The 26,736-nt window shown below is 59.7% G+C and carries 23 protein-coding genes; 16 read left to right on the forward strand and 7 right to left on the reverse strand.

The annotated features are described in order from the left end of the window. Window positions 1-186: 186 nt before the first annotated feature. Complete coding sequence (locus tag I2E13_RS09755) at window positions 187-654, reverse strand: hypothetical protein (RefSeq protein WP_055251785.1); 468 nt, start codon at window positions 652-654, stop codon at window positions 187-189. Window positions 655-931: 277 nt separating this feature from the next. Between I2E13_RS09755 and I2E13_RS09760 the strand changes: the two genes are divergently transcribed. Beyond that, window positions 932-1,363 (forward strand): Hsp20/alpha crystallin family protein, encoded by a 432-nt coding sequence (locus I2E13_RS09760; RefSeq protein ID WP_117635977.1) that lies wholly within the window; start codon window positions 932-934, stop codon window positions 1,361-1,363. An 80-nt stretch (window positions 1,364-1,443) separates the two neighbouring features. On the opposite strand, the gene I2E13_RS09765 is transcribed toward I2E13_RS09760, so the two are convergent. Further along, window positions 1,444-2,253 carry an MBL fold metallo-hydrolase gene (locus I2E13_RS09765; protein ID WP_117716387.1) on the reverse strand — a complete coding sequence of 270 codons (810 nt, stop codon included), beginning with the start codon at window positions 2,251-2,253 and terminating at the stop codon, window positions 1,444-1,446. Window positions 2,254-2,301: 48 nt separating this feature from the next. Between I2E13_RS09765 and tilS the strand changes: the two genes are divergently transcribed. The 5 genes from tilS to I2E13_RS09790 all read left to right on the forward strand — a co-directional run bounded on the left by tilS (window position 2,302) and on the right by I2E13_RS09790 (window position 9,030). Then, window positions 2,302-3,843 carry a tRNA lysidine(34) synthetase TilS gene (tilS, locus tag I2E13_RS09770; RefSeq protein WP_195404967.1) on the forward strand — a complete coding sequence of 514 codons (1,542 nt, stop codon included), beginning with the start codon at window positions 2,302-2,304 and terminating at the stop codon, window positions 3,841-3,843. A 147-nt stretch (window positions 3,844-3,990) separates the two neighbouring features. Next, window positions 3,991-4,539, forward strand: coding sequence for a hypoxanthine phosphoribosyltransferase (gene hpt / locus I2E13_RS09775; protein WP_117757872.1), 549 nt, complete (start codon window positions 3,991-3,993; stop codon window positions 4,537-4,539). A gap of 61 nt (window positions 4,540-4,600) precedes the next feature. Then, a complete protein-coding gene (ftsH, locus tag I2E13_RS09780) occupies window positions 4,601-6,679 on the forward strand; it encodes an ATP-dependent zinc metalloprotease FtsH (RefSeq protein WP_229057928.1) in 2,079 nt (692 codons plus the stop codon). A 179-nt stretch (window positions 6,680-6,858) separates the two neighbouring features. Beyond that, a complete protein-coding gene (locus I2E13_RS09785) occupies window positions 6,859-8,049 on the forward strand; it encodes a pyridoxal phosphate-dependent aminotransferase (protein ID WP_195404969.1) in 1,191 nt (396 codons plus the stop codon). Between the two features lie 159 nt (window positions 8,050-8,208). Further along, the gene (locus tag I2E13_RS09790; RefSeq protein ID WP_117629855.1) at window positions 8,209-9,030 is read left to right on the forward strand and encodes a phosphatase; all 822 of its coding nucleotides are present in this window, start codon (window positions 8,209-8,211) and stop codon (window positions 9,028-9,030) included. 77 nt (window positions 9,031-9,107) lie between these two features. Here the strand turns inward: I2E13_RS09790 and rlmD are convergent, their stop codons facing one another. Continuing rightward, entirely contained in the window at window positions 9,108-10,550 is a 1,443-nt protein-coding gene (gene rlmD, locus I2E13_RS09795) for a 23S rRNA (uracil(1939)-C(5))-methyltransferase RlmD (RefSeq protein ID WP_195404970.1), read from the reverse strand. Between the two features lie 338 nt (window positions 10,551-10,888). On the opposite strand from rlmD, the gene I2E13_RS09800 reads away from it, so the two are divergent. The 4 genes from I2E13_RS09800 to I2E13_RS09815 all read left to right on the forward strand — a co-directional run bounded on the left by I2E13_RS09800 (window position 10,889) and on the right by I2E13_RS09815 (window position 15,696). Continuing rightward, the gene (locus I2E13_RS09800; protein ID WP_195404971.1) at window positions 10,889-11,749 is read left to right on the forward strand and encodes a transporter substrate-binding domain-containing protein; all 861 of its coding nucleotides are present in this window, start codon (window positions 10,889-10,891) and stop codon (window positions 11,747-11,749) included. A gap of 150 nt (window positions 11,750-11,899) precedes the next feature. Continuing rightward, entirely contained in the window at window positions 11,900-12,553 is a 654-nt protein-coding gene (locus tag I2E13_RS09805) for an amino acid ABC transporter permease (protein ID WP_099432382.1), read from the forward strand. Then, window positions 12,546-13,310 carry an amino acid ABC transporter ATP-binding protein gene (locus tag I2E13_RS09810; RefSeq protein WP_229057929.1) on the forward strand — a complete coding sequence of 255 codons (765 nt, stop codon included), beginning with the start codon at window positions 12,546-12,548 and terminating at the stop codon, window positions 13,308-13,310. Before I2E13_RS09805 ends, I2E13_RS09810 begins: the two co-directional genes overlap by 8 nt. A gap of 310 nt (window positions 13,311-13,620) precedes the next feature. Next, on the forward strand, window positions 13,621-15,696 hold the full coding sequence (locus I2E13_RS09815; protein ID WP_195404972.1) for an elongation factor G: 2,076 nt from the start codon (window positions 13,621-13,623) through the stop codon (window positions 15,694-15,696). Window positions 15,697-15,827: 131 nt separating this feature from the next. Here I2E13_RS09815 and I2E13_RS09820 read toward each other — a convergent pair whose 3' ends face one another. Continuing rightward, entirely contained in the window at window positions 15,828-16,805 is a 978-nt protein-coding gene (locus I2E13_RS09820) for a DNA/RNA non-specific endonuclease (protein ID WP_195404973.1), read from the reverse strand. 12 nt (window positions 16,806-16,817) lie between these two features. Here I2E13_RS09820 and I2E13_RS09825 point away from each other — a divergent pair, with 12 nt between their 5' ends. Next, window positions 16,818-17,099, forward strand: a complete 282-nt coding sequence (locus tag I2E13_RS09825; RefSeq protein ID WP_195404974.1) for an HAD family hydrolase — start codon at window positions 16,818-16,820, stop codon at window positions 17,097-17,099. A 1-nt stretch (window position 17,100) separates the two neighbouring features. Here the strand turns inward: I2E13_RS09825 and larE are convergent, their stop codons facing one another. After that, on the reverse strand, window positions 17,101-17,979 hold the full coding sequence (gene larE / locus I2E13_RS09830; protein ID WP_195404975.1) for an ATP-dependent sacrificial sulfur transferase LarE: 879 nt from the start codon (window positions 17,977-17,979) through the stop codon (window positions 17,101-17,103). Window positions 17,980-18,152: 173 nt separating this feature from the next. Between larE and I2E13_RS09835 the strand changes: the two genes are divergently transcribed. Then, window positions 18,153-18,803 carry an HAD family hydrolase gene (locus tag I2E13_RS09835; RefSeq protein ID WP_195404976.1) on the forward strand — a complete coding sequence of 217 codons (651 nt, stop codon included), beginning with the start codon at window positions 18,153-18,155 and terminating at the stop codon, window positions 18,801-18,803. Between the two features lie 113 nt (window positions 18,804-18,916). Here I2E13_RS09835 and I2E13_RS09840 read toward each other — a convergent pair whose 3' ends face one another. Further along, complete coding sequence (locus I2E13_RS09840; protein WP_229057930.1) at window positions 18,917-20,029, reverse strand: LacI family DNA-binding transcriptional regulator; 1,113 nt, start codon at window positions 20,027-20,029, stop codon at window positions 18,917-18,919. Between the two features lie 541 nt (window positions 20,030-20,570). Here I2E13_RS09840 and glmS point away from each other — a divergent pair. Beyond that, entirely contained in the window at window positions 20,571-22,418 is a 1,848-nt protein-coding gene (gene glmS, locus I2E13_RS09845) for a glutamine--fructose-6-phosphate transaminase (isomerizing) (RefSeq protein ID WP_195404978.1), read from the forward strand. 118 nt (window positions 22,419-22,536) lie between these two features. On the opposite strand, the gene I2E13_RS09850 is transcribed toward glmS, so the two are convergent. Then, complete coding sequence (locus I2E13_RS09850) at window positions 22,537-23,238, reverse strand: GntR family transcriptional regulator (protein ID WP_050766156.1); 702 nt, start codon at window positions 23,236-23,238, stop codon at window positions 22,537-22,539. Window positions 23,239-23,431: 193 nt separating this feature from the next. Between I2E13_RS09850 and I2E13_RS09855 the strand changes: the two genes are divergently transcribed. From I2E13_RS09855 to I2E13_RS09865, 3 genes are all read left to right on the forward strand, one after another. After that, window positions 23,432-24,466, forward strand: a complete 1,035-nt coding sequence (locus I2E13_RS09855; RefSeq protein WP_117803964.1) for a YeiH family protein — start codon at window positions 23,432-23,434, stop codon at window positions 24,464-24,466. A gap of 273 nt (window positions 24,467-24,739) precedes the next feature. Then, on the forward strand, window positions 24,740-25,957 hold the full coding sequence (locus tag I2E13_RS09860; protein WP_195404979.1) for a helix-turn-helix domain-containing protein: 1,218 nt from the start codon (window positions 24,740-24,742) through the stop codon (window positions 25,955-25,957). A gap of 84 nt (window positions 25,958-26,041) precedes the next feature. Further along, window positions 26,042-26,617, forward strand: coding sequence for a hypothetical protein (locus I2E13_RS09865; RefSeq protein WP_195404980.1), 576 nt, complete (start codon window positions 26,042-26,044; stop codon window positions 26,615-26,617). Window positions 26,618-26,736 lie beyond the last annotated feature (119 nt).

Consider the following 26,736-nt stretch of genomic DNA (forward strand, 5'->3'; position numbering starts at 1 on the left):
CATCGCGCCGAGAGTACTGCGGGGCCAGCCCGTGGGAGGCCAGGGCGCCGCTGACCGGTGGACGGCACCGAGCCGTCATCGAAACTGAAAAAGGGGGAGGCCTCGCGGCCTCCCCCTTTTTTGCGTTTACGGGGCGTAAATGACTCAATTACACCAGACGATCTTGTTGTTTTCGGTATTGAGCCTTTATTTAAAGAAAATAAATCGTATAACAAGGGCAACTGCTATGGCCGCAATGGTCAAAAGCAGAATTGTCAGCTGATGCTGCTTGCGTCGTTTACTTGACGAAACGAAGATTGACTTTCCCTGTTTTGGCGTTTCGAGATAGCGAGCCGAATGCGTCAAGGTTTGCTTGGGTCGAGGCCCTCTTTGTTGATGGACGGCGGATGCTTTCATCGGCTCATCACTAGCTGCGCTGTTTTTAGATAATGGTGCGTCTTTCAGATATACAGGGTCTCCCGAGGCGACGCCCATATGTTTACGTCCCGTTTGGGCATCCTCGAGCGTTTGATATCGGTTTCTCGTCACATAATCGGGCTCTGGGTCATTGATGGGCTCTTGCGAGATGTGGGGGCGATGGAACCGTGGCGGCTGCGTAGATGTATCTTCGCCCTGCGTCGGCATAAACATATTGTTCTGGTTTTGGTCGTCCATGATGCCCTTTAGCTCGTTACCAACAACGTGTACGCGCTCATTGTAAGCCCCTTGTTATTTGTAGCTGCGAACATACTTGTTATTTAAGCTCTGGTTCAAAGAACCTTAACCTTACTAAAACCTGAGTCATACACACTTAGATATGCTTATAGTACTGGACTCAAAAAACTTTATAGTCGATGTATATATGGGCACTGGGTGGGCATATATAAGAGCGTCAAAAGAAGTCCCAGTCACCTAGAAGATGGCTCGGCAGTCCTTAAAAGGAGTGGTAAACATGGCAAGCATGGTTCCTTATCGTTCGGTTTTTGGCGTTCGTCCTTCTGCTAGCTCGCTGTTCGATCTGTTTGATGATATGACCGACCTTGCAAACAACTCGATTGCCTCCAAGGCGTTCCCCGTTGACGTTGAGGACAAGGGCGATGGCTACGAGGTCAAGGCGTATCTGACCGGTGTCGCCAAGGATGACATCGACGTTGAGCTCAATGAGGGTCGCCTGTCCATCAGCGTGAACGTCGAGGAGAGCGCCGAAAACGAGGGTAAGAACTTCCTCCAGAAGGAGTTTAGCTCGTACAGCGCGACGCGTGGCGTATATCTGAAGGACGCTTCGAGCGAGGGCCTCTCTGCAAAGTATGCTGACGGCATCCTGACCGTTACGGTTCCTAAGATCGTCGAGAAGAAGAACGTCACGAAGATCTCCATCGACTAACGATGGCTCTGCTTCAATCGAGAGTATGAGTTAAGGGGGCTGGGAAGTGATTCCCAGCCCCCTTTTGTTGTCTTGAGGGGCTATTGAATAGTTGTCGGTTGATACTGACTTGCAGGGCGTATCGAGAGCTTCCGTGGCCCTTGAAGACGGGTGGCAGAACTGCCGAGTTCATCATCGAGACTTGCATCAAGCGCGTTGGCATAGCTTTTGACGGTAAGGCTTGGACGATTATTGTCCTGGCTGATATGCATGGCGATGAGCTGTTCGGTGCGATCGGTAACAAGTTCGCGCGCGGCTTCGGCGGCCTGGTTGTTGGAGAGATGCCCCTTTGTGGACAGGATGCGCTCCTGAAGAAAGCGTGGGTACGGTCCTTCGCGTAACATAGTTACATCGTGGTTACTTTCGAGCGCGAGAACTCGACAGTCTTTGAGGATGCCTATGGCCTTGCTCGATAACTCTCCGGTGTCGGTGGCAAACCCAATGGAATCATCGAGAGCATTAAATCGATAGCCGACAGGATTGATGACATCGTGCGATGTTGAGTAGGTTTGCACGTGGATGCCGGCAATGGGGAGCGTGTCGCCGGGGTCAAATTCCTCTACGGGCAGGTGCGCGAGGTTTTCTTTGCATGAAAGGGTGTCCCTGCTGGCAAAGAGGGGACCATGCCAGTGCTTGCACCATACATCGAGCCCCTTGATATGGTCACCATGCTCATGGGTGATTACTAGAGCGGCGACGTCGTCTGCCGAGAGGCCAAGCTCCGCCATGCGTTTAAGTGTCTCGCGGCGGGACAGGCCGTTGTCGATCATGATGAGCCCCTGAGGCCCCTCGACGAGTGCGCAGTTGCCTTTTGAGCCGCTGCCGAGGATATGAAGGTGCAGGCGAGACATAAGATTCCAAAGGATACAATGGGTGCGGACGAATAGAGGAGGAAGCGAATGCCAACGGTATCTCAGCACTATGGACATCATGCCGCGCCGAGGACGGATAAGAGCGCCCTGGCAACGCGGCAGGCCGCTGCCCCCGTAGTGCTCATGGTATCAGGCGGTGCGGACTCGACGGCGCTGCTCCTTATGGCTTGCACATCAAAGCTGGATATTCAGGACGGGCGCGGCGTCGCTCCCATTGCGCGCGAGCGATTGCACGTGCTGCATGTAAACCATCATCTGCGCGGGGAGGCATCCGATGGCGACGAGGCCTTTGTACGTGATTTGTGCGTGCAATACGGCTTGCCGCTGTGCGTTGAGCATGCCTATTTTGATGACGAATCGGGCAATATCGAGGCTGCGGCCCGCGAGGTGCGCTATGCCGCGGCACGGAGATATGTTCGCGAACTTTGTGCCGAATCGGGCGCACCGCGGACGGCGGCTCGTATCTGTACCGCGCATACCTCGTCGGACCGCGCGGAAACATTTTTGATGAATGCCATTAAAGGGTCGGGTCCCGCGGGTCTATCAAGCATTCCACGCCGTCGGAACATTGTGGTGCGCCCCTTGCTCGACCTCACGCATGATGAGCTCGTGAGCTATCTGCAGGTGCACGGTCAGCCATGGCGGGAAGATGAAAGCAACGAGGACGTTTCGTACCTGCGCAACTATGTACGCCATCGGGTGATGCCGGTGGTGGCACGGCGCAACGCGAGCGTCTGTAAGACGATTGGCGCCGCTTGCGAAATTCTGGGCGACGAAGACGCCTTTCTTTCCCAGCTTTCGGCACAGGCGTTTCGAAGCTGCCTGCGCAAGGAAGCGGCGGGCGCACTGGTGCTCGATGCGCGCCGTCTTGCCGCCGCTGAGGTTGTGATTGCACGGCGTATCGTGCGGTTGGCGATTAAGCGCATCGATCCCGACGCGCGACCGGAGATGCGGCACGTGGAGCGCGTGCTCGCCTGCGTCGCTGCGGGCTCGGGCTCGGTTACGCTTCCTGCGGGAATTGATGCCCGTGTGGAGTTTGGCATGCTGGCGTTCAAGGCTCCGGCGGCGCGCGAGGGTTTAGTGGCCGATTGGATCTCCGTTCCCGGTTGTCTGCCGCTGGGGGCGGGGCATATGCTGACAGCGGAGCCGATGGCTGTGGAGCCGGGGTGCGATATCGTGCACCGTGCCCGCGAGCTTGCTGCTGCCGGAAAGGTTGCGGCCTTGGTGGATGCGGCGGCCCTGGGGTTTGCCGACCGCGATGGCGAGCGGATGTTAGCCGGCTCGCGCGGGGAGATCCCCACCGAGGCACGATCGGCGCGCCTGTGGGTGGATAGCCCTGTGCCGGGAGACGTGATGTGCCCGTTGGGGATGAACGGCCGAAGCAAGAAAGTGTCAGACCTGTTAAACGAGGCGTGCATTCCTGTTTCAGACCGCTCTGGCGTACCCGTGGTAAGAACGGCTCCGGGAGGTGCCGTAGTATGGGTCGCGGGCGTTCGCGCGGACGAGCGTTTTAAATGCACGGCCGCAACGCGCGTGGCATATCTGCTTCGTGTGGTCGATGCGGAATAGCGCTTCGCGCCAGCTATTCTGTGCGACGTTGACGGTATTCCCGCGCTGATGGCGCACGTGCTGGTAAATATACCCCGTGCGCTGCTAGAATGTGTAGTTCGCGTCCATGCGGCGGTGCGTGGGCGATAAGCACAAGAAAGGGTTGTCATGGCTTCTCAACATCCGGATATCGAGAAGGTTCTGTTTACGCAGGAGGATATCGACGGTATCGTCTCTCGCCTAGGCGAGCAGATTACTCGCGACTACGCGGGTAAGGATCTGGTGCTGATTGCGGTCCTGCGCGGCGCCGTGGTCTTTATGGGCGACCTGATGCGCAAGATCGAGCTGCCGACCAACATCGATTTCATGGCTGTTTCGAGCTATGGCGACGGTGTGAAGTCTTCGGGCATCGTGCGTATCATTAAGGACCTGGATATCGACATCCGTGGTCGCGACGTGCTGATTGTCGAGGACATTCTGGACTCGGGCCTGACCCTCAAGTACCTGATGAAGAATCTCGAGAGCCGTAAGCCCGCCTCGCTGGAGGTCGCTGCCTTCCTGTGGAAGGACGTTGAGGACCGCGTCTCGGCCGTCACGCCCAAGTATGTTGGAACCCATTGCCCCGATGCCTTTGTGGTGGGCTACGGCCTCGACTATGCCGAGCGCTATCGCAACCTTCCGTATCTGGGCATTTTGAAACCGGAGGTTTATTCGTAAGATGCCCGACGACCGTAACGACAACAATTCCCAGACTCCCCGGGACCCAAAGATCCCGGGGATGCCCGGAGGCAAGAAGCCCACGCGTACGGGCTGGCTGTATTTTCTTTTGGCTTGCGCGCTCCTGGGTTACGCCTTCTTTAACATGGGCTCCGGCTTTGCCAACTCCAGCAATACCGTAAAGCTCGCGACGAGTGAGATGGTCAGCGCCATCAAGCAGGATCGCGTCGAAGATCTGACCTATACGGTTCAGGACGGAAGCGTGACGGGTCATTACTGGAAGACGAAAAAGGACAAGGGCGACACGAGCGAGCTCAAGAGCTTTTCCTCGACCTATGTCGGTTCCGATTCGCTTGCCGAGCTCATGGCGGAGCACCCCGATACCAAGTACATCGTCAACACCAACGATCCCGATTTTTGGGGCGACTTGGCGATGAGTGTGCTTCCGACGATTGCCCTGATCGCCATCATGTTCTACTTTATGCGCCAGATGATGGGCGCCAATAATAGGAACATGCAGTTTGGCAAGACCAACGCCAAGACCAACGAGGCCACGCGCCCCAAGGTCAAGTTCGAGGACGTTGCCGGCGTGGACGAGGCAGTCGAAGAGCTCGAGGAGATCCGCGACTTTTTGAGCGATCCGGACCGCTATCGCAAGCTGGGTGCCAAGATTCCGCGCGGCGTTTTGCTGGTGGGCCCTCCGGGTACCGGTAAAACCCTGCTGGCCAAGGCCGTTGCCGGCGAGGCGGGCGTGCCGTTCTTTAGTATCTCGGGCTCTGACTTTGTCGAGATGTTCGTGGGTGTCGGCGCCAGCCGCGTGCGCGACCTTTTTAAGGAGGCCAAGTCTCAGGCTCCGTCGATCATCTTTATTGACGAGATCGATGCCGTGGGACGTCAACGTGGAGCCGGTTTGGGCGGCGGCCACGACGAGCGCGAGCAGACGCTCAACCAGCTGCTGGTCGAGATGGACGGTTTTGAGGAAAGCGAGTCGGTCATCCTGATCGCCGCGACCAACCGCCCCGATATTTTGGACCCGGCGCTGCTGCGTCCCGGCCGTTTTGACCGTCAGGTTACGGTCGACCGTCCGGACGTGAAGGGCCGCGAGCAGATCTTGCGCGTGCATGCCGAGAACAAGCCGATGGACGAGGACGTTAAGTTTGAGAAGCTCGCCCAGATGACCGTTGGCTTTACCGGCGCCGATCTGGCGAACCTGCTCAATGAGTCTGCGCTTTTGGCTGCTCGCCGCCATCGTTCCGTGATCTCGATGGACGAGGTCGAGGAGTCGATGGAGCGCGTGATTGCCGGACCGCAGCGCAAGGGTCGCGTGATGACCGAAGCCGAGCGCACCACGATTGCCTACCACGAGAGCGGTCATGCCCTGGTGGGTCATATCCTGGAGCACTCCGATCCGGTTCACAAGATTTCGATTGTCAGCCGTGGCCAGGCTCTGGGCTACACACTGCAGCTTCCGCAGGAGGATCACTTCCTCAAGACCAAGAACGAGATGCTCGATGAGCTTGCCGTGTTCTTGGGCGGTCGCGTTGCTGAGGAGCTCATGTGCGACGGCATCACGTCGGGCGCGAGCAACGACCTGGAGCGCGCGACCAAGATGGCGCGCGAGATGGTCACGCGTCTGGGCATGAGCGAGGAACTGGGCACGCAGGTGTTTGGCGAGGCGCAGCATCAGGTGTTCCTGGGCCGCGATTACGCCGATCACCAGGATTATTCCGAGGAGACGGCGCGCCGCATCGATATCGAGGTTCAGCGCATCATGCGCGAAGCCCATCGCCGTGCGGTCGAGATTTTGGATGCCCGTCGCGATCAGCTCGATCTGATGGCGAAGGTGCTGCTTGAGCGCGAGACCGTCGAAGGCGACGCCGTGAACGCCCTGCTCGACAACGAGTGGGATGCTTACCTTGAGCGCGAGGGCGATATCCTGGCGGCCAAGGAGGAGCGCAACGCCAAGGCGGCCGGCATGCCGACCAAGAAGTGCTCGCCTCGCATGAGCGAGGAGGAGCTGGCGGCTGATGCTGCGGCCTTTGCGCAGGCGGCCATGCAGGAGGATGCCGAAGCCGCATCCGATGATGCCGGTGATGGCAATGCTGTCAACGCTGACGGCAACACCGACGCCGACAAATAGTTCTTGTAGCGAAAGCCTCTGCGGGGAAACCTGTGGAGGCTCTTTCTTTTGAGCGATATGTTGATTGGGGACAGACTTAAATGAGCGTTTTCACGCATTTAAGTCTGTCCCCAATCAACATTGCTGCGGCACTTTGCTCAGATAAAGCGTACAATAGCGCCTATGCGAAAGGGGAACAGATGATCAACGAAACTATGTATGCTCGCGGTGCGGAAAGCTCCATCATCCGTGAGATCTTTAGCTATGGCCTTGAGCGCAAGGCACAGATCGGTGCGGAGAACGTATTCGATTTTTCGCTGGGCAACCCGAGTGTTCCGGCGCCCGCTGCTGTTGCTGAGTCCATTAAGAAGGCATTGGAGCTGCCGAGCGACCAGCTGCATGGATACACGCCTGCGCCGGGTCTGCCGCAATGTCGAGCGGCCGTCGCCGACTCGCTCAACCGTCGCTTTGGCACGAGCTATGAGGGCAAGGACGTCTTTATGACGGTGGGTGCCGCGGCTTCGCTCACCTGCACGCTCAATGCCGTTTCGAACCCGGGTGACGAGGTCATTGTTATCGCCCCGTACTTCCCGGAGTATCGCGTGTGGATTGAGAAGGCCGGCTGTACGTGTGTCGAGGCGCTTGCCGATGAAGATTCGTTCCAGCTGAGCGTGGATAACGTGCTCAAGGCGATTACCGACAAGACCGCTGCCGTCATTATCGACTCACCCAACAATCCGACCGGTGCCGTATATACACGCGACACGCTGACGCGACTGGCCAATGTTCTGTGCGAGGCCAACGCTCAGCGCGATTCCGAGAATCCGATTATGCTCATCTCTGATGAGCCGTATCGCGAGATTGTCTATGGCGCCGAGGTGCCTTGGGTGCCTTCGATCTACGAGCACACCATCGTGTGCTACTCGTATTCCAAGTCGCTTTCGCTGCCGGGCGAGCGCGTCGGGTGGATCCTGGTTCCCAATACGAATCCTCAGGCAGCTCGTCTAATGCCCGCCGTTGCCGGTGCCGCCCGTACGCTGGGCTTCGTGTGTGCACCGGCGCTCTTCCAGCGCGTGATCATCGATTGCATCGATGAGCCGAGTGATGTCGAGGCCTATGCTCGCAACCGCACCGCGCTTACCGATGCACTAGCGGAGTACGGCTACACCTATGTTGAGCCGGATGGCGCGTTCTACCTATGGGTGAAAGCGCTGGAGTCCGATGCGAATGCGTTCTGTGAGCGCGCGAAGAAGTATGAGCTGCTCGCGGTGCCTTCGGATAGCTTTGGCATGCCGGGCTGGTTCCGCCTGGGCTACTGCGTGAGCTATGAGACAATCGTCAACTCGCTGCCTGCCTGGAAGCAGCTGGCCGACGAATATCGTCGAAAGTAAAGCGCTCTGCTTACAATGTTTTACGTGAAACGGGGTTTGGTGCTAAGCCAGACCCCGTTGTCTATGCCGTTGTGTGATTGGGATGAAGCAGTTTTACGACTGCCGAAAGCTATGCGTACAATGAATATACGCGACGGCCATACTGGACAAGGAGACCCGATGCCCTACCTTCTTTCTTGTGATATTCATACTCATACGATGTTCTCTGCGCATGCGTACTCAACCATCGAGGAGAACATCTATTGGGCGGCAGAGCGCGGCCTTCAGGTGCTCGGTTCCGCCGATCATTTAAGCTCGATGGTTACGCCTTGTCCCAATGACCTGCGCAGTTTCCAATTCTTTATTAACCAGGATATCTGGCCGCGCATTTGGAGCGGCGTGCTGGTGCTGCGCGGTGCCGAGGCTGATATCGTTTCGCTGGACGGCAGCTTGTTTGGCGAAGACATTCCCGTTTCGCTCGATATCGCCGGCGATTCGTATAGTCGTGAGCATTCGCTGTTCGATTTGGTGACGCGTAATTTGGATTATTTGGTGGCAAGCGTGCATAACCCGCAGTTTGCCGAAGGCGCGACGCTCGCCCAAACGACCCAGATGTACATCAATGCCCTGGAGCACCCCAAGGTGTTCATGCTTGGGCATGCGGGTCGTTCGGGCGTGCCGTTCGATATCGATGAGGTGCTGTTGGCGGCCAAGGCCAAGCACAAGATCATCGAGATCAACAACCATAGTCTTGAACACGGTGTCGACACTGAGCATTGGGCCGTATGCCGCAAAATCGCCGAGCGCTGCGCCGAGCTGGGCGTGGGTATTGGCGTGTCGACCGATGCCCACATTGGCATGGCCATTGGCAAGCTCGATCACGCGCGCAAGATGCTCGACGAGATTCACTTCCCGCTGGATTTGATCGTGACGCGCGACCGCGAGACGCTGCTGCGCGAGATGGCGGCAGCCGGCGTGTGTGACCTGCGCAAGGGGATGTAGCGGAGTTCATAAACCAAGCGAAGGGGGCGGTTCAGACGGGCCGCCCCCTTCTTGTCCCAAAAATCTACCGGTGTTGGTTAGCGGCGCTCGAGGACCGCGACGGTCTCGGTGTGGTCGGTATGGGGGAACATGTCGACGGGCGTGATCTTGAGCAGGCGATAGCCTCCGTCGAGAAGCTGGTGCAGGTCGCGCTCTTGGGTCACGGGGTTGCAGCTGATATAGGTGATGCGGCGCGGCTTGAGTGCGCAGGCGGCTTCGAGGAACTCGGGGGTGGAGCCGGCGCGCGGCGGGTCGATGGAAAGGACATCGATCCGCTCGTTGTTGTCGGCGGCGTCCAGGATGTAATCGGTGGCGTCGTCGGCCATAAACCAAGCGCTGCGGGTGAGGCCGTTGAGCTCGGCATTGCGACGTGCGTCGGCAATGCCCGCCGGGTTACGCTCCACGCCGAGCAGCATAATGCCGATGCCCTTGTCCTGGACATCCTTCGCGGCGCACAGGCCGATGGTTCCGCTGCCGCAGTAAGCGTCCATAAGAATGTCACCCTGCTGCAGGTCCATGCCGTCAATGGCAAGTCGATAGAGCAGCTCGGTTTGCTGCGGATTGGTCTGATAGAACGCGGTAGGGGAGATGTCGAATTCACAACCGAGCAGCTGGTCGCGCATGCATTCGGCGCCATAGACGATACGGGTCTCCTCGCTCAAGATGGCATTTCCGGGGCGACCGTTGATGTTCTGAGCGACGGTGACGATATGCGGATCAAGCGCCGCGACGGCTTCAAAGAACTCCTGCGCATGCGGCAGGTCGCGTTGAGCGGTCACGAGGGTGACCATAATCTGGTCGGTGCGCCAGCCGCAGCGAACGACGGCATAGCGAAGCAGCCCCAGATGCTTGTCTTCGTTAAAGGCGGGAATATGCAGACGTTCGGCCTCGCGAGCGATGCCGTTGAGAATCTGACGAGCGCCCGGCGCCTCGACAGGGCATTCAGGAACAGCAACGATCCTGTGCGTCCCACGTTCAAAAAAGCCGCAGCGGACAGCTCCCTCCTTGCCGGGAGCAAAGGGGGTGGCAGCCTTATGACGAAAGCCACGCGGCGCAGGATATTTACCCGGGTCGCCCAGGGTGACGCCCATACCGCGAATGGGATCCACGGCAACACCCTCGCGCTCACAGAGCTCAGCAAACAGCTCCTCCATAGCAGCCTGCTTGGCCGCCAACTGCTTCTTATAAGGACGATTGAGCGCCGTACACCCACCACAAGTTTTCATGATCGAACAGGGAGACTTGGGGTCCACAGCCTTACGCGCAGACGAAACCGGATCTTTATGCGAGCGCCTGGAGCGAGTCTGAGATGCCTTGTCTTCGCTCCGACGAGAACTGGGGCGCTTGGCCTTGCCCTTCGCCGACTTACCCTTCGCATCCTGAGACGACTTGGATTTCTTAGAAGATTTTTTCTCCTCCGATCCCTCAGCCGCCTCGATCAAAGCACGACGAGCCTTACGCTCCGCACGAGATTCTGCCATCAATAACCCCACTAATTCATGAATTAAAAGCTGCAAGCATTGTACCGTGCCAAGCCAGCGGGCGATATGCAAGCGCCCATTTCCTGTCAGTGATAAGCCCAACGACGTTTGCCCGCCGGGCACCGGGGCAGGGGTTAAGTTTGTCGCGAGTTCCGCACGAACAGGAGGCCACTTAATGTGGCCTCCGTCGTGAGCAGGACTGTAGAGCAGCAAACTTAACCCCTGCCCCGGTGCCCGGCGGGCAACCTCTCCCTTGTACTCTATCAAGGTAAAGTGTATGATTCTGGACGTTACATGACTTACTTTACCTAACTAAAGTGTCACCAAGGGGGAATACCATGAATACCGATATGTCTCGTCGTCAGTTTGTTGGTCTAGCCGGCTCGCTTGCCACGGTGCTTGGCCTTGGTCTTGTCGGCTGCGGCGGTGGTGCCGGCAAGGGCTCCGCTGCTGGTTCTGCCGCGGCCAAGGATGTGAAGGGCGCTGCGGAGTCCAAGAAGCTCGTGGTGGGCTTTGATAAGTCCTATCCTCCGTACGGCTTTGTGGGCGACGATGGCGAGTACACCGGCTTTGATCTCGATCTGGCCAAGGCTGTTGCCGATAAGCAGGGCTGGGAGGTCAAATACGAGGCCATCGACTGGGATGCCAAGGACACGCTACTCAACTCAGGCGCCATCAACTGCATCTGGAACGGCTTTACCATGGAGGGTCGCGAGGACGACTACACGTTCTCCGAGCCGTACATGCTCAATGAGCAGGTGCTCGTGGTCAAGAAGGACGCGGGTATCAAGAGCTGGGACGATCTTGCCGGCAAGACCGTGATTACCCAGACTGATTCCGCTGCGCAGGATGTGCTCGAGGGCGACCAGAAGGATCTGGCCGCGACGTTTGCCACGCTCGATACCATCGGTGAGTACAACACGGCGTTTATGCAGCTCGAGAGTGGTGCGGTCGATGCCGTTGCCTGTGACCTCTCGATCGCTCAGTATCAGCTGGCCGCCAAGCCCGATGCCTATACGCAGCTCGACAAGCCGCTGTCCAGCGAGCACTACGCCGTCGGCTTTAAGAAGGGCGACACCAAGTCGGCCGATGCTGTAACCGAGTCACTCAAGGCGCTCTACGAGGGTGGCACGGTCAAGGACCTGTGCGATAAGTATTCAAGCTATGGTCTTTCCTTCGACAACTGGGTGCTCAAATAGCGGCTTTCCCAGGCACCCGATTTTGCCGTTCAAACCGTCGCTTGCGTACATTTAGTACGCGGCGCTCCTCTTTCACGGCAAACTCGGGCACCTGGAAAACCCGCTTTAGCATTGGGTTCGCTGTTCCGTTACTGTGAAAGAGAGCTTGGGTTGTCTATTCAGGTCATGATGCAGATGCTTGGCCAGGGATTCTTGGTCAGCTTGCAGCTGTTTGTGCTGACGCTGTTGGGGTCGATTCCGCTGGGAATTCCCGTGGCGTTTATGCGCATGAGCAAAATTGCGCCGCTTCGCTGGATCGCGCGCATCTATATTTCGGTCATGCGCGGCACGCCGCTTATGCTGCAGATGTTTGCGATCTACTTTGCCCCGTACTACGTGTTTGGCATCTCGCTCACGCCCGATTCCAAATGGACGGCGTGCGTCGTGGCATTCATCATCAACTACGCCGGCTACTTTGCCGAGATCTATCGCTCGGGCCTGCAGTCGATCCCGCGCGGTCAATATGAGGCCGCCGAGGTGCTGGGCTACTCGCGTCTGCAGACGTTTCTGTATATCGTGATGCCGCAGGTCGCCAAGCGTATTCTGCCGGCGATGGGCAACGAGATCATCACGCTGGTCAAGGACACATCGCTGGCGTTTGCCATCGGCGTGGGGGAGATGTTCTCGACGGCCAAGGCGCTGGTTGCCTCGCAAGTGAGCATGGTGCCGTTTGCGATCGCGGCGCTGATTTACTGGGTCTTTAACTTTGTGGTCGAGATGCTGCTGGGCGCCGCCGAAAAGAAGCTGGACTATTATCATGACTAACTCAGTGATGAAAATCGAAAGCGCGCGTAAGGCGTTTGGCGGCAATGAGGTGCTCAAGGATATCTCACTCGAAGTCAAGCGCGGTGAGGTCGTGGCGATTATCGGGCCTTCGGGTGGCGGTAAGTCCACGCTGCTGCGCTGCGCTACGCTGCTCGAGACACTCGACGGTGGCTCGCTTTCGTTTGGCGACCTTGCGGTTGCGACGGATGTGGGATCGGGCGCGGTCTATGCGAAGGGAGATGTTCCCAAGCAGGCGCGCTCGCGATTCGGCCTGGTGTTCCAAAATTACAACCTGTTCCCGCACTATACCGTGATGAAAAACATCATCGACGCGCCGATCCGCGTGCTTAAGCGCCCGCGCGAGCAGGCGGAAGCTCGTGCGTATGAATTGATTGCTCAGATGGGGCTTATGGGCAACGAGAATAAGGTTCCGTGTGAGCTTTCGGGCGGTCAGCAGCAGCGCGTGAGTATTGCCCGCGCCCTAGCGCTCGACCCGGAGATCCTGTTCTTTGACGAGCCGACCTCGGCGCTCGATCCCGAGCTGACGGCCGAGGTGCTGCGTGTCATTAAGGACCTCGCTGCGCAGAACATGACGATGGTGATCGTGACCCACGCAATGCAGTTTGCGCGCGATGTTGCCGACCGCGTGGTCTTTATGGATGGCGGTCGTATTGTCGAGGAGGGTCCTGCCGAGCAGGTTATCGACCATCCGCGCGAGCAGCGCACGCGTGAGTTCTTGAGCCGTATCGAGGGATAGACTCAGGTATTTATTCAACTATTAATTGAGGCGAAGCCGCCACAGGTCTTACGGTCTGTGGCGGCTTTTTGTTTACATCGACGGGGTTCAATAATTGCCCCACAAGCTTGTCTCTTCCTCTCGCCGCCTGTATTCATACGTGTGCCGAAAGGTATGCATGGACAGCCGTCCGTGAGGGTAGGGTGGTGGCATAGGACATTTGGAGGGTGAGTCGGCTCGGCTGCCGACCATGCTGCTCCCGGGACGGCACCGACCGCGAACTCTCCCCGTTGGCGTCGCGCATTGCGCGCGGCCCTGCAAGGAGGTCATCATGGGTGCTCCCAAGACCGGTAACGTAAGGAACGTGGTGCTCGTAGGCCAAGGCGGGGTGGGCAAGACTTCACTCGCCGAGGCCATGCTCCACCTTTCCGGCAAGACCGCCCGCCTGGGCGGCCACGACGGCACCAAGCCCACGCTCGACTATGACCCCGAAGAGGTCAAGCGTGCGTTTTCCATCTCGACGACCATTGCGCCGATCGACTGGAAGGGCGCTCGTATCAATGTGCTCGATGCCCCGTGCTATCCCGATTTTATCGGCGACGCCTTTGCCGCGATGAGCGTCTGCGAGACGGCTCTGTTCGTGGTCGACGCCGAGGCCGGCCCGCAGCCTACGACGGTTAAGCTCTGGTATGCCGCCGAGGACCTGCGTCTGGCGCGTGCGGTGTTCGTAAACCGCCTGTCGCGCTTCGAGGCCAGCTTTGCGACCACAATGGACCTGCTGCAGGAGCGCTTTGGTACGCGCCTGGGCGCCGTGACTCTTCCCTGGGGCGAGGGCGAGGACTTTGACGGCATCATCGACCTGGTGCGCATGAAGGCGCGCCACTGCAACGGCGCCGAGGCCGTTGAGTCGGAGATTCCCGAGGAGTATCGTGCCCAGGCCGAGGAGGCCCATGACCATCTGTGCGAGCTGGTGGCCGAGGCTGACGACGAGCTGATGATGAAATACTTGGAAGGCGAGGAGACGCTGACGCAGGAGGAGCTTGAAGGCCTGCTGTCTAAGGCGATCGCCGAGCGCATCTTTGTGCCGGTCTTTGCGGGCGATTGCATTAAGGAGCAGGGCGTCAACTCGCTGATGGACGACATTGCCACGTACTTCCCGGCGCCGACCGACTACGGCGAGATGCCGCTCATCGACGGTGATTCGCTTAAGATTTCGAGTGACGATGACCGTCCGGTGGCGTTTGTGTTTAAGACGCTGGCCGATCCGCAGCAGGGCCGCATCAGCTTTATCAAGGTGCTGACGGGCACGCTTGAGCCGGGTCTTGAGTTGGTCAACGCGCGTACCCGCAAGAGCGATCGTTTGGCTCACCTGTATGTGATGTGCGGCCGCGATATGACCGAGGTTGGCCATGCCTATGCCGGCGATATCATCGTGGCGCCCAAGCTGGCTGCCGAGACGGGCGATACGCTCTCGATTACCGGCAAGGTCGAGGCTGCGGCGTTTAAGTTCCCCAACTCGCAGTACCGCATCGCCATTGAGGCCGAGAATCGCGGCGACGAAGAGAAGCTCTACACGTTTATCGAGAAGGCCTGCAAGGCAGACCCGACCATGAGCATCGACCGCGACGAGGAGACTGGCCAGACCATTATCTCCGCCGTTGGTGAGGCGCAGGTTTCGGTGCTGCTCAACCGTCTGGAGGACCGCACCAAGGTCGCCGCCAAGAGCGTGCCGATCCGCATTCCGTATCGCGAGACCATCCGCCGCACGGCGAGCGCCCAGGGTCGCCACAAGAAGCAGACCGGCGGCGCCGGTCAGTACGGCGACTGCTGGCTGCGCGTGGAGCCGCTCATTGGGCCCGACGGCACGAGCGACGGCTATGAGTTTGTTGACGAGGTCGTGGGTGGCCGCATCCCGCGCTCGCTGATTCCCGCCGTGGACAAGGGCGTCCAGGAGACCATGAAGGACGGTATTATTGCCGGCTACCCGCTCACGGGCATTCGCGTCGCGGTGTACGACGGTTCGTATCACAGCGTCGATTCCAACGAGATGGCGTTCCGCGCGGCGGCTCGCATCGGCCTGCGCAAGGCATGCGCCGATGCCGATCCAGTGGTGCTGGAGCCTATCGAGGAAATCACGGTGACGATCCCCGAGAGCTACGCCGGCGCCGTGATGGGTGACATCTCGGCCTCGCGCGGTCGCGTGACGGGCATGGAGACCGATGAGCGCGGAGACACCGTGGTCATTGCCCAGGCGCCGCTGGCCGAGCTGACGGATTACTCGACGCGCCTGCGCTCCATCACGCGCGGCACGGGCGACTTTACCATGAAGCCCGCGGGCTATGAGCAGGTGCCCTATGACGTTCAGGCCAAGCTGGTCGAGCGCTATGAGGAGAGCCGCGCCAAGTAGCGTGGGACTTTGCCTGCAACATACATGCCGATGCAAGGGCCGCTCCGGGTAATCCGGGGCGGCCCTTTTTGATCCCTGGGGGGGGCGGAGGAAAACGGATCATTTTAGGTTTTGGGGCAGCTTGGTCGGCCCTAGTCCCCCGAGGCCTGGTTGCGGCCGGTGGCGTAGTCGATCTGCGCGTGCGGCTGTAGGTTGTAGCAGTACACGTGGAAGCACAGGGTCTTACCGTGGTCCTCGATCGATTGTGCTTCCAGACGAACGCCACGACAGACGAGTTCCTCTTCGTTGTACATGGGCGTGACGCGGTAGAGCACATGGTTGCCTGTGTCGTGGATGTAGTCGAGGATCTGCTCTTCAAACGGCAGCATGCCCGTTTCGTTGAGATAGCGCGTGCCGGTGAGCAGATTCTTGCGGTTAGCGTTTTCGCCGCAGAGCGACCAGGCGATAAGGTGGCAGCGGTTGTAGAGGCTCTGACCCGGAATAAAGTCGTAGCGCTGCTGGTGCCACCCGGCGGGATGGATACGCGAGATATCGCCGCGCTTGCCCTGACCGAGCGATTCGGGACCCACGCAGGCGAGTGCCTTGCGGGTGCGGCCCAGGCTATCGAGCTTGGAGAACTTCTTAAAGCAGCCCTCTTCGGTGGCTCGCTCGTATTCGTCGAGCGTGAATGATGGCGTGCCCAACGGGTGCGTGCTGTCGGCGCGAAGGGCAACGTAGGGGTTGCCGGCGTAGTCGGGAATGCTGCTGAGATATACGCCGCGGGCGCGGTCGAGATCGGGGTTTTCGACCTCGTCGATGGGGGTGACGTTTGAAGAGGCATCGTCAGCGGTGTCGGTCGTGGCGGATTCAGAGCCATCGCCGGAGTCCTGATCATCTTCGGAGTCCGTGGAGCTCGCTGTTCCCGATTCGAGCCGGGCGACCAAGTCCGCTTCGTCGTCGGTGCGGTTGGGGCTCTCGCTTTGCTTCTCGGCCAGAGCCGCCGCCTGCTCATCGCTTTGCGGCGAGAGCAGCCTGGGAGCTCCGTCGAGCGACCCTGTGAACAGCGCAAACCCCAGCACCACGGCGGTGCCGATGGAAAGTACTTGTTTGTAGGCGGATTTGCGCGACATGGAGGCTCCTGGATGGACGGTTGGGAATCTACCAGTCTAGCAGGAGACGCCGCAGGGTATCACGTGGGCCTTGCGACATCGTCGCGCCGCGTTGCAGCCGAGCGCAACCTTAAGACGGTCGGCCTGTTTGACAAGTTTGAAACGGTGATCTTCGGCGAGAATACCGTGCACGGCAAGCCCGATCCCGAGATCTACCTGCTCGCCTGCGAGCGCGCGGGCTTTGCTCCCGAGGAATGTGCCGTGCCCGGAACCTGCGCAGCGCCGAGCGGTTACGCCGTTTGTAAAACGGCGTAACCTACAAGTTCATGTTGCCGTGGATGTAGGGGGTGACTTCGGGGGAGATGTGGCCGCAGTCCAACTCGCGCAGCGCGGACTCGATAGCGGCAGGCAGCGGGGTCTTGCCCTTGTCGTCGACGGCGGTACCGCCGAGGGCAGCAATCTTTGCGACATCTGCCGGCGCGGCCTCGATATGCATGCAGCCGCCGACGAGGCGTGTGCGGACCTGTGCCAGGTCAAGATCGTGCAGGTAATCCTCGCAGGCGCGGATTAAATCAACCTTCTCGCGCGTAAGCTCCTCGCCCGTGGGGATGCGCGTGGCCAAGCAGGCGCCTGCCGGCAGGTTCCAGACGGGGTAGCCCCATGCACGCAGCAGCTCGCGCTCCTCGTCCTTGGTAAAGCCGACCTCCATAAGCGGCGAGCGCACGCCGAGCTCTTCTGCCGCACGCATGCCGGGGCGGTAGTCACCGCGATCGCCTGCATTGCTGCCATCGATGACGGTGGGAAAGCCGAGCGACTTGGCGTGGTTGACGATGGCGGTAAAGCCGGCGCGCTTGCAGTGGTAGCAGCGGTCGGCATCGTTGCAGGCTACCTGGGGGAGCTGCAGCTGATCGACCGAAAGATTGAGCACGGGGAGCTTAAAATGCGGTCCCTCATCGGTTTGCCCGTCAACGGACCGTTCAAACGAAGCCTGCTCGGGTGTGCCGATGAGCGGCGTGGTGAGATGGACGAGGAGGGTATTGGTAGGCATGATGCGGGCGCATACGGCGGCCAAAAAGCTGCTGTCAACGCCGCCGGAAAACCCGATAGCCACGCGCCCGTATGCCAAAAGCAGCTGTTCGAGCGCCGATAGCTTGTCTTGAAGCTCCTCTGCGGGTGCCGTGGTGTCTAAAATCATGAAACGATCCTTATCGTTGAGTACTCGATCGAAAACTATAATCCTAATGCGTTACTTGCTATAAGACTTCTATCTATGTAACGAAAGTGCAATATGGTATATACGTTATATACAAGTTGCCAAATGCGGTAGAGTTGCGGCAATGCGACAGCGAGAGTCGATGGGGGACCGATATGATCAAGGCTGTTATTTTTGACATGGACGGAACACTGGTCGATACCGAGCGTCTGGGCATCAAGGCATGGAAAGCGCCCGCTGCTGAGCTGGGCGTCGCGATTGATGACACGCTGATTCATCAGTTTATCGGTCGCACGCTGCCCGATGTCATGGACATCCTTGAGGCACATTGCGGCAGTAGGGAAACCGCTGAGGCGATCTATGCCCGCCACAAGGAGATTCGCGACGAGATGGTCAAGACCGATCTGGAGCTTAAGGCCGGCGCTGCCGAGTGCACAGACGAGCTGCTGGCTGCGGGCTATCACGTAGGCCTTGCGACGTCGTCGCGCCTCGTTACGGCCGAGCGCAACCTTAAGATGGTTGGCCTCTTTGACAAGTTTGAAACGGTGACCTGCGGCGAGGACGTCGTGCACGGCAAGCCCGACCCCGAGATGTATCTGCTTGCCTGCGAGCGCGCGGGCTTTGCTCCCGAGGAATGTGCCGTGGTCGAGGATTCGCGCAACGGCTGCGTCTCGGGCATTACGGCTGGCTGCCACGTCTTTGCTGTCCCCGATATCGTGCCGCTGCCGCAGGACGTCGTGGACGGCTGCGAGGCCGTGCTCGATACGTTGTTCGATCTGACGGCGGCGGTCAAGGCCGTGCTCTAGACAATTGCGGTGTTGAAACGAGCAATTACCCACGTTTGCGCTTAAGCAAAAGGGGCCCGGCAATGGTCGGGCCCCTTTTGCTTAAGCGGCGACTTGGCATACTTGCGCGCGTGCTATAGATACGCGCCCAGGTTGATGGCGGTGGCTTCGGCGTGGTTGCTTGCCTGGGTGCTGGCGCGTTCCAGCAGGAACGGCCGCACGAGTTCTTGGCGGTTGATGTCCTCGATGGCTGTGACCGCGGTGACGGTGCGCGCTGCAGAGCCGATGCGGACGTGCTTGGTCTTTGCCGGCGCCTTGTTCTCGATTTGCTCCATGAGCAATTGAACACCCTTGCGGCCAATTTCGTAGCCCGGCGGCGCCACGGTGGTAAGGGGGACCGACCCGCTCCAGGCAAGTGGATTGCCGTCGCAGCCGGCCACGCGGACCTGCTCGGGGACGGAGATGCCTCTGTCTATCAGCGCCGAGATAACGCCCGATGCCAGTACGTCGGTCAGGCCGATGACAAAATCGGGGCGCTCGTCGCCGGAGCGCTCGGCAATCTGGGCGCCGATGCTGTAGCCGTCGGCAGCGGTATTCCATTCGCCGGCGTCGATGACTTCGATCTTGATATCGGGGTGCAGGGCAAGGGCCTTGTGGATGCCAAGTACGCGCAGGGTGAGCTGCATAAATGCCGCTCTGCCCACAACGGTGATATGGCGTGCGCCACGGGCAACGGCGAGCTCGGCGATAATGCGCCCCTGCGCCTCGTTGTCGGCGGCCACGTAGTAACCGGGTTCGGAACAGTGGATGTCCAGATGGACGATCGGCACGGGCATCTTGGTCATAGCGGGGTGCCAGTCGGGGGACGCCATGGGCTGAACCATGACGCCGGACATCTGCGTGCCCATAAAGTAGCGCAGGTAATGGTCCTGGAGAATGCCGTCGTTATCGGCGTTGGCGATGAGCAGGTCGTAACCGTGCTTGCGGGCCTCGTTATGGGCGCCGCTGGCAATTTGGAGCGAGAAGCCGTGATCGAGACGGGGGAGGACCAGGCCAAAGGACTTGGTGGTGCCGCCTGCGAGCTGACGGGCACTTTGGTTGGGCAGGTAGCCAAGGCGATTGATGGTCTCGTTGATGAGCTTGAGGGTCTCGGGGCGCAGCTTTTCGGGATGGTTGAGCGCGTTGGAAACCGTGCCCAACGAAACCCCGGCCTCGCGCGCGACGTCGCTGATTTTTACCTTTGCCATAGCGGCCCCTTTGATGCGTTTCAAGTACAAGCCAGATTGTAGCATCCCAAACCTACCAAAAAGGGACAGGTTTATTTTGGCAGGTTTTATCTGGGGAAACGCCGTTGCCAGCGCGACCACCACGAAGTGGGCAGACACCTTTGTGGTGGTTTGAGCTGCCTGGGCCTTCAATTGTCTCGATCTGTAACACCTGGACGGCAAAACCGGCTCTGCCTGTTACAGATCGAGACATAGTGCAGGGGCCGAACTGTAATGTCTCGATCTGTAACACTAAGCCGGCTTCCGGAGCCCCAGATGTTACAGATCGAGATCTTTCGCTGGGACAGAGCGCCGCTCCGGTCCAAACCACCACAAAGGTGCCTGTCCCCATTGTGGTGGTTTGGACCGGCTGGGCATGTGTGCATCGGGTGGTATCTAAGTTGAGATACCACTTCTGGTATATCAGCTTGCGCTTGCGTGAGTACAATACTCGAACGTTACACGTCTCAGCGCCCCCTGTGCGTGGACGTCTTGCAGTCACGCGAACGAAGGGATTTATCCTATGTGCGGAATCGTCGGCTACACCGGCTCTGATATTGCAAAGAGCATCCTGGTCACGGGCCTCAAGCGTATGGAGTATCGCGGCTATGACTCCTCGGGCGTCGCGCTCGAGGTGGGCGAGGGCGCCGCGGCGCACCTCGATGTCATCCGCCGCGTGGGCAAGGTCGCGGGCCTGGAGAGCGAGCTTTCCAACATTGACAGTGACGCTACCTGCGGTATCGGCCACACCCGTTGGGCCACCCACGGCAAGCCCTCCGTCGTTAACGCTCACCCCCACACCAGCTGCGACGGTCGTATCGCCATCGTCCACAACGGCATCATCGAGAACTTCGCCGAGCTGCGCGAAGAGCTGGAGGGTCGCGGCCACCACTTTAAGAGCGAGACCGATACCGAGGTCTTCGCGCATCTGATCGAAGAGGCTTATGCCGAGACGCACGACCTGATGGCCTCCGTGCGCGAGGCTTGCACCCATGTGGTCGGTGCCTATGGTCTGGCCGCCGTGTGCGCGAACGAGCCTGGCGTGATCGCCGTAGCCCGCAAGGATTCCCCGATCGTAGTCGGCGTGGGCGAAACCGGCTCCTATGTTGCTTCCGATGTCATCGCGCTCATCGACGCCACCCGCGATGTCGTGGTGCTCGAGGACGGTCAGTTTGCCAAGCTCACGCCCGCAGGCGTCGAGTACACCGACGAGGCCGGCAACGTTATCGAGCCCAAGGTCACCCACATCGACTGGGACCTGGACATGGCCGAAAAGGGTGGCTACCCCGACTTTATGCTCAAGGAAATCCACGAGCAGCCGCGCGTCGTGCGCGATACGCTGGTGGGTCGTATGACCCCCGCCGGCGAGCTCGATATCGACGAGCTGGGCCTGTCCCTCGAGGAACTCAACGACATCGACCGCGTCTACGTGATCGCTTGCGGCACTAGCTATCACGCTGGCCTCATCGCCAAGAACCTTATTGAGGGCTGGGCTCGCATCCCCACCGAGGTTGAGGCGGCCAGCGAGTTCCGCTATCGCAATCCCATCATCACGCCGACGACGCTTGTCGTGGCTGTGTCCCAGTCGGGCGAGACGGCCGACACCCTTGCCGCCATTCGCGACGCGCGCATCAAGGGCGCCAAGGTCTTCGGCATCACCAACGTGGTGGGCAGCCCGGTGGCGCGTGAGAGCGACGGCGTCATCTACACCAAGGCCAACAAGGAGATCGCGGTCGCCTCGACCAAGAGCTTTATCGGTCAGGTCGTGAGCCTTACGCTGCTGGCTCTGCTGCTGGCGCAGGTTAAGTACCGTCTGACCACCAAGCAGGCGCGCATGCTGTTCCGCGAGCTTTCCGATACGGCCGAGCAGATCCAGTGGATTTTGGATACCCAGACCGAGGCCGTTCATGAGGCCGCCCTGCTGTGCAAGGACGCGCAGTCGGCGCTGTTCGTGGGCCGTGGCATGGGTGCCGCTATTTCCTACGAGGGCGCACTCAAGCTCAAGGAGGTCAGCTACCTGCATGCCGAGGCCTACGCCGCCGGCGAGATGAAGCACGGCCCCATTGCCCTGATCGACCCGGGCTTCCCTGTCATCGCTGTGGCCACCAAGAGTGCCACCTACGACAAGACCGTGTCGAACCTCATGGAGTGCAAGGCGCGTGGCGCCAAGGTCATCGTCGTTGCCACCGAGGGTGACGAGGAGATCAACAAGATTGCCGATTGCATCATCCGCGTGCCGGCCGTCCGCGACGTGTTCAGCCCCATCACCGCGAGCGTCCCGCTGCAGCTGCTCGCCCGCGAGGTCGCCATCCTGCGCGGTTGCGACGTTGACCAACCTCGTAACCTGGCGAAAAGCGTTACTGTCGAGTAGTTGGTTCCGCCGTTCTAACGACCAAGGCCCGGCTCCGCGTCATCAGACGGAGCCGGGCCTTTTTGTACGGAGAAACCAGCACAAAGGTGCCTGTCCCCTTTGTGGTGGTTTTGGCAGGTTAGCGGAGCTTGCTGGTCTCGAAGTACTCGGGGAACTGGTCCAGAACCTCGGTTTGGTTGCGGAACATCATGTGCAGGTGCTTGCTGACCAAAAAGCTCGCTTCGATGGGGTCGCGACCGGCGATAGCGCGGCGAATCTGCTTGTGCTCGTTCACGATGTCCTGATTGTCGAGAACCTGCGTGGCGGCGCGCAGCCAGCGGAAGCGCTCCAGGTCGGCATTGGTCTCCTCGAGCCACGACCACACGGTGCTGCGGCATGCGATGCTAAAAATCATGTGATGCATGAGGTTGTCGCTCAAAAAGAAGCCGATGCGATCCTCTTCGGCCATGGCCTTTTCCTGCAGCACGATGGCGCGGTCGAGCTGCTCGATGCCGGCCGACGTGGCGCGCGCACAGCACTCCACAATCACCTGCTTTTCCAGATGCTCGCGGATGTAACAGGCACTCTCGGCAAGGGTGAGGTTGATGGGTGAGACGTAGGTGCCGCTCTGGGGCACGGTGCGCACCAGGCCTTCCTGCGCCAAGCGAACCAAAGCCTCGCGCACGGGCGTGCGACCCATGTCCAGGTCATCGCAAAGCTGCTTGACGCCCAGCTTTTCGCCCGGCTTATAGTCCAGGTAGACGATTTTGCGTCGAATGGTGTGGTAGGACTGGTCCTGTAGGCTCGTTTCCTGCTCGCCGACGTGCATCGATTCTTCCATAGCGCCTCGCAACTGTTCTATCAAACTCATATGTCAGTTGTTAATTATGCCGCGAATCAGCTCTCCGCGGAGGGTAATTCGGCTGTCGCCCGAGAACTATTGCGGCATCTTAGTCTGTATTTGCGCAAGGCTATGCCCAATGTTGCCGTATCATAAGCCGTCGCAAACGTGAAAGAGAAAGAAGGAATCCCATATGCAACTGGCGAATATCGTACGCGAGCGCTGGAAGGGTGTCTTGTTCTGCCTGATCATCGCTATCCCCGCAACGCTGCTCGGCAAACAGATTGAGGTGGTCGGTGGGCCGGTATTCGCCATCCTCTTTGGCATGGTTCTGGCGCTCGTCTTTCCCAAGAATCGCCGCGAACAGCTCGCCGCCGGTGTCACCTATACGTCTAAAAAAGTCTTGCAGTACGCGGTTATCCTGCTTGGCTTTGGCATGAACCTCTCCCAGATTCTGTCCAAGGGCGCCCAGTCGCTACCGATTATCGTGGCGACAATCTCGACCTCGCTTGTCATCGCCTTTGTGCTCTGCCGCGTTATGAACGTGCCGGGCAAGATCGCGACGCTTGTGGGTGTGGGTTCGTCGATTTGCGGCGGTTCTGCCATCGCCGCGACCGCGCCCGTCATCGATGCCGACGATCGCGAGATTGCCCAGGCTATTTCGGTCATCTTCCTGTTTAACGTTATCGCGGCGCTCGTGTTTCCGACGCTCGGCGGTATGCTCGGGCTGACCAACGAGGGCTTTGGCCTGTTTGCCGGCACCGCCATCAACGACACCTCGTCCGTAACGGCTGCAGCGAGCGCTTGGGACAGCATGCATCCCGGCGCCAATGTGCTCGAGAGCGCCACGGTGGTCAAGCTCACCAGGACGCTGGCCATTATTCCCATCACGTTGGTCCTCGCATGCTGGCAGATGCATCTGGCGCGCAAGGCCGGCGGCGACGCCAAAAGCACGTTCTCGCTTAAACGCGCGTTTCCCATGTTTGTGCTGTTCTTTGTGCTGGCGAGCGTAATCACCACGGTGCTTCAGCTTCCCGTGTCCATCACGGCGCCCATCAAGGAGCTGTCGAAGTTCTTTATCGTGATGGCCATGGCGGCTATTGGCTTTAATACCGATATCGTCGAGCTGGTCAAAAAGGGCGGCAAGCCCATCGCGCTGGGCTTTTGCTGTTGGATTGGCATTGCGTGCATGAGTTTGGGAATGCAGCACGTGCTGGGAATCTGGTAGAGGAGTAGCTTATTCGCGTGCTGGTTGCTGGTTGCTGGTGAGCGCAAGCCTGCGGTGGAGCGATAGGAGCTCTTGCGGGTATGGCTTGTCCGCAGGTTTATAAGTCCCGAAGAGCTCTTATCGCCCCGCCAGGATGGCGATGCGGGGCAACACTTATACTCGCAGGACGGCGCTTTCTGCCCTATAGTGTTTGGTGAACAATATCGTTCAATTTTGAAACACTCGGTCGTGCGACCGTCGGCGGATGCACGTCGCCGCGGACAGGGGCAAATCATGAATAGCGATGCCAAGCTGAACATCTTGACCGAGGCCCTGGCTGCTGCCGGGGCCTCGGCATTGGCAATCGATGCGCGTGGGGACGTCGTGATTTCGACCATGAATGACGCGGCGCTTGAGCGGGATGTGGCGGCTTTTGTCGCTGAGCGCCTCGACCGTATAGGAGACGGCGCGCGTCTGGTTATGGGGCGCGCGGGTACGCGCCTGAGCCTGACCGTTCGCCCCACCGACAAAGAGGGTGGGGGCCTTTGGGTCGTCGTGGTCCGCGAGGTGCGCGGCGCCGCGGCACATGCGGGCATCGAGTGGCTCAACGCCGACGAAGTTGAGGCCCGCTACGAATCGAGCGCGTACGGCATCGTTGAGGGGGCGGCCTCGGTAGCTGCGCCGGTCGCCGAGAGCTACGCGCGCGGTGTGCCCCTTATGCTCGAGGGCGAGCTGGGAGCGGGTCAGATCGAGATCGCCAAGCGCCTCTATCTGGACGGTCCTTTTGCCGATCAACCCTTTGTTGCCGTTGCGCTCGATGAGCTTACCGATCGCGGTTGGCGCCACGTGCTCAAAAGCGCCGAATCGCCGTTGTTCCAAACGGGGCTGACACTTTGCATTGCGGGCTGGAATGCGGTTGGCCCCCAGCGCCTTCGCGAGCTCGTTTCCACGATGGCCGACACCGCGTTGGCGACGCGCTGCCATGTGGTGCTGACGGCGAATGACATGCCGGGCGGCAGCGAAAGTGATCAAGCCGCCTTTGTGACCGAGCGCTTCGCCTGTGCGGTGAGCGTGGCGCCGGCAATCGTCGAGCAGGGAGCCGCGTCGACGAAGGTTGCGCGCTATTTGGAATATCTCGCTGGTGCATTTGGGACGGCAGCGCCCACGCTGTCTGCCGCGGCGGCGAAGGCGCTCGATGCTTACCGCTGGCCGCGCAACTATCTGCAGCTCCGCGAGGTCTCGGAACGACTGTATATATTGGTGGGGGCGGGCACGGTGGATCGCGCTGTGGTGGAGGAAGTGCTAGCCCAAGAGGACGTGATTAAGACCGCAACCTTTGGCGCCCCGACACTCGAAAGCGACCTGTATATCCTGCGACCGTTGGCCGATACCGAGCGAGATATCGCGCATCTGGTTGTAGATCATCTCCACGGCAACCGAACCCGTGCGGCGGAGGTGCTGGGCATAAGCCGAACAACGCTGTGGCGCTTGCTGAAGGACGATGACCGTTGAGCGAGGCGCCCGTGACCGCGCGCGACGCGTGTGCTACAGTCCAAAGCGTTATTGTTTCGATTTGGTTACGGCGTGCGGGGGCGTATGGCTGAGACTACAAAACCGAGCCGCAGAAGGCGGAGCGCCGCACCGGTCAACCGACGCACGACATCGGTGACGTGGGGTAAACACGCCTCGGGGTTTGACGGCTCGTTCAAGCGCACTAAATACGGCTATCCTTCGACAGGTGCCCGCTTGGCAATGCAGGCAGAGTCCTCGCTGTGGGGCCGCAAACGCGTGGTGGGCTCAAAGCTCAAGCACGACGGCACGCTCGGCTACATCAGCCGCGGGGCGGCTCGCCGCAGTGGGCTCAATCCTGCTGGTTGGCATCGTTATGTGCCGATCGCGGTCGTCGTTGCAGTGATCGTCATCGCACTCGCTGCGCTTGGCTACGCCGGCGGCGGCGCCAACTTGGACGCGGTGTTTAAATCGCCCGAGCTCGCGCATGCAGGCACAGAAGTTGTCGAGGGCGCTCAGACCCAGACGGGCGTCGCACCCCAGCGCGGCATCGTCGCGGCGGCCTCCACCATCGCCGACGCTCAAAAGGACGAGGGCGAACAGGGCGACGGCGCCGAAACGACCCACACGAACGAAACGACGACAACTCCATCGGCAAGATAAGTTGCGAGCGGGTCCGCCGTTCGTTAGAACGGCGGAACTAATTCAAGACTTTAGTCTGCTGGCCGCGCAGCGGCCAGCTTTAAACCACCCGCTATGCGGGTGGAGACAAACGGCTTTAC

The organism is Collinsella aerofaciens, from assembly GCF_015554145.1.
GTDB classification, from domain to species: domain Bacteria; phylum Actinomycetota; class Coriobacteriia; order Coriobacteriales; family Coriobacteriaceae; genus Collinsella; species Collinsella aerofaciens_AA.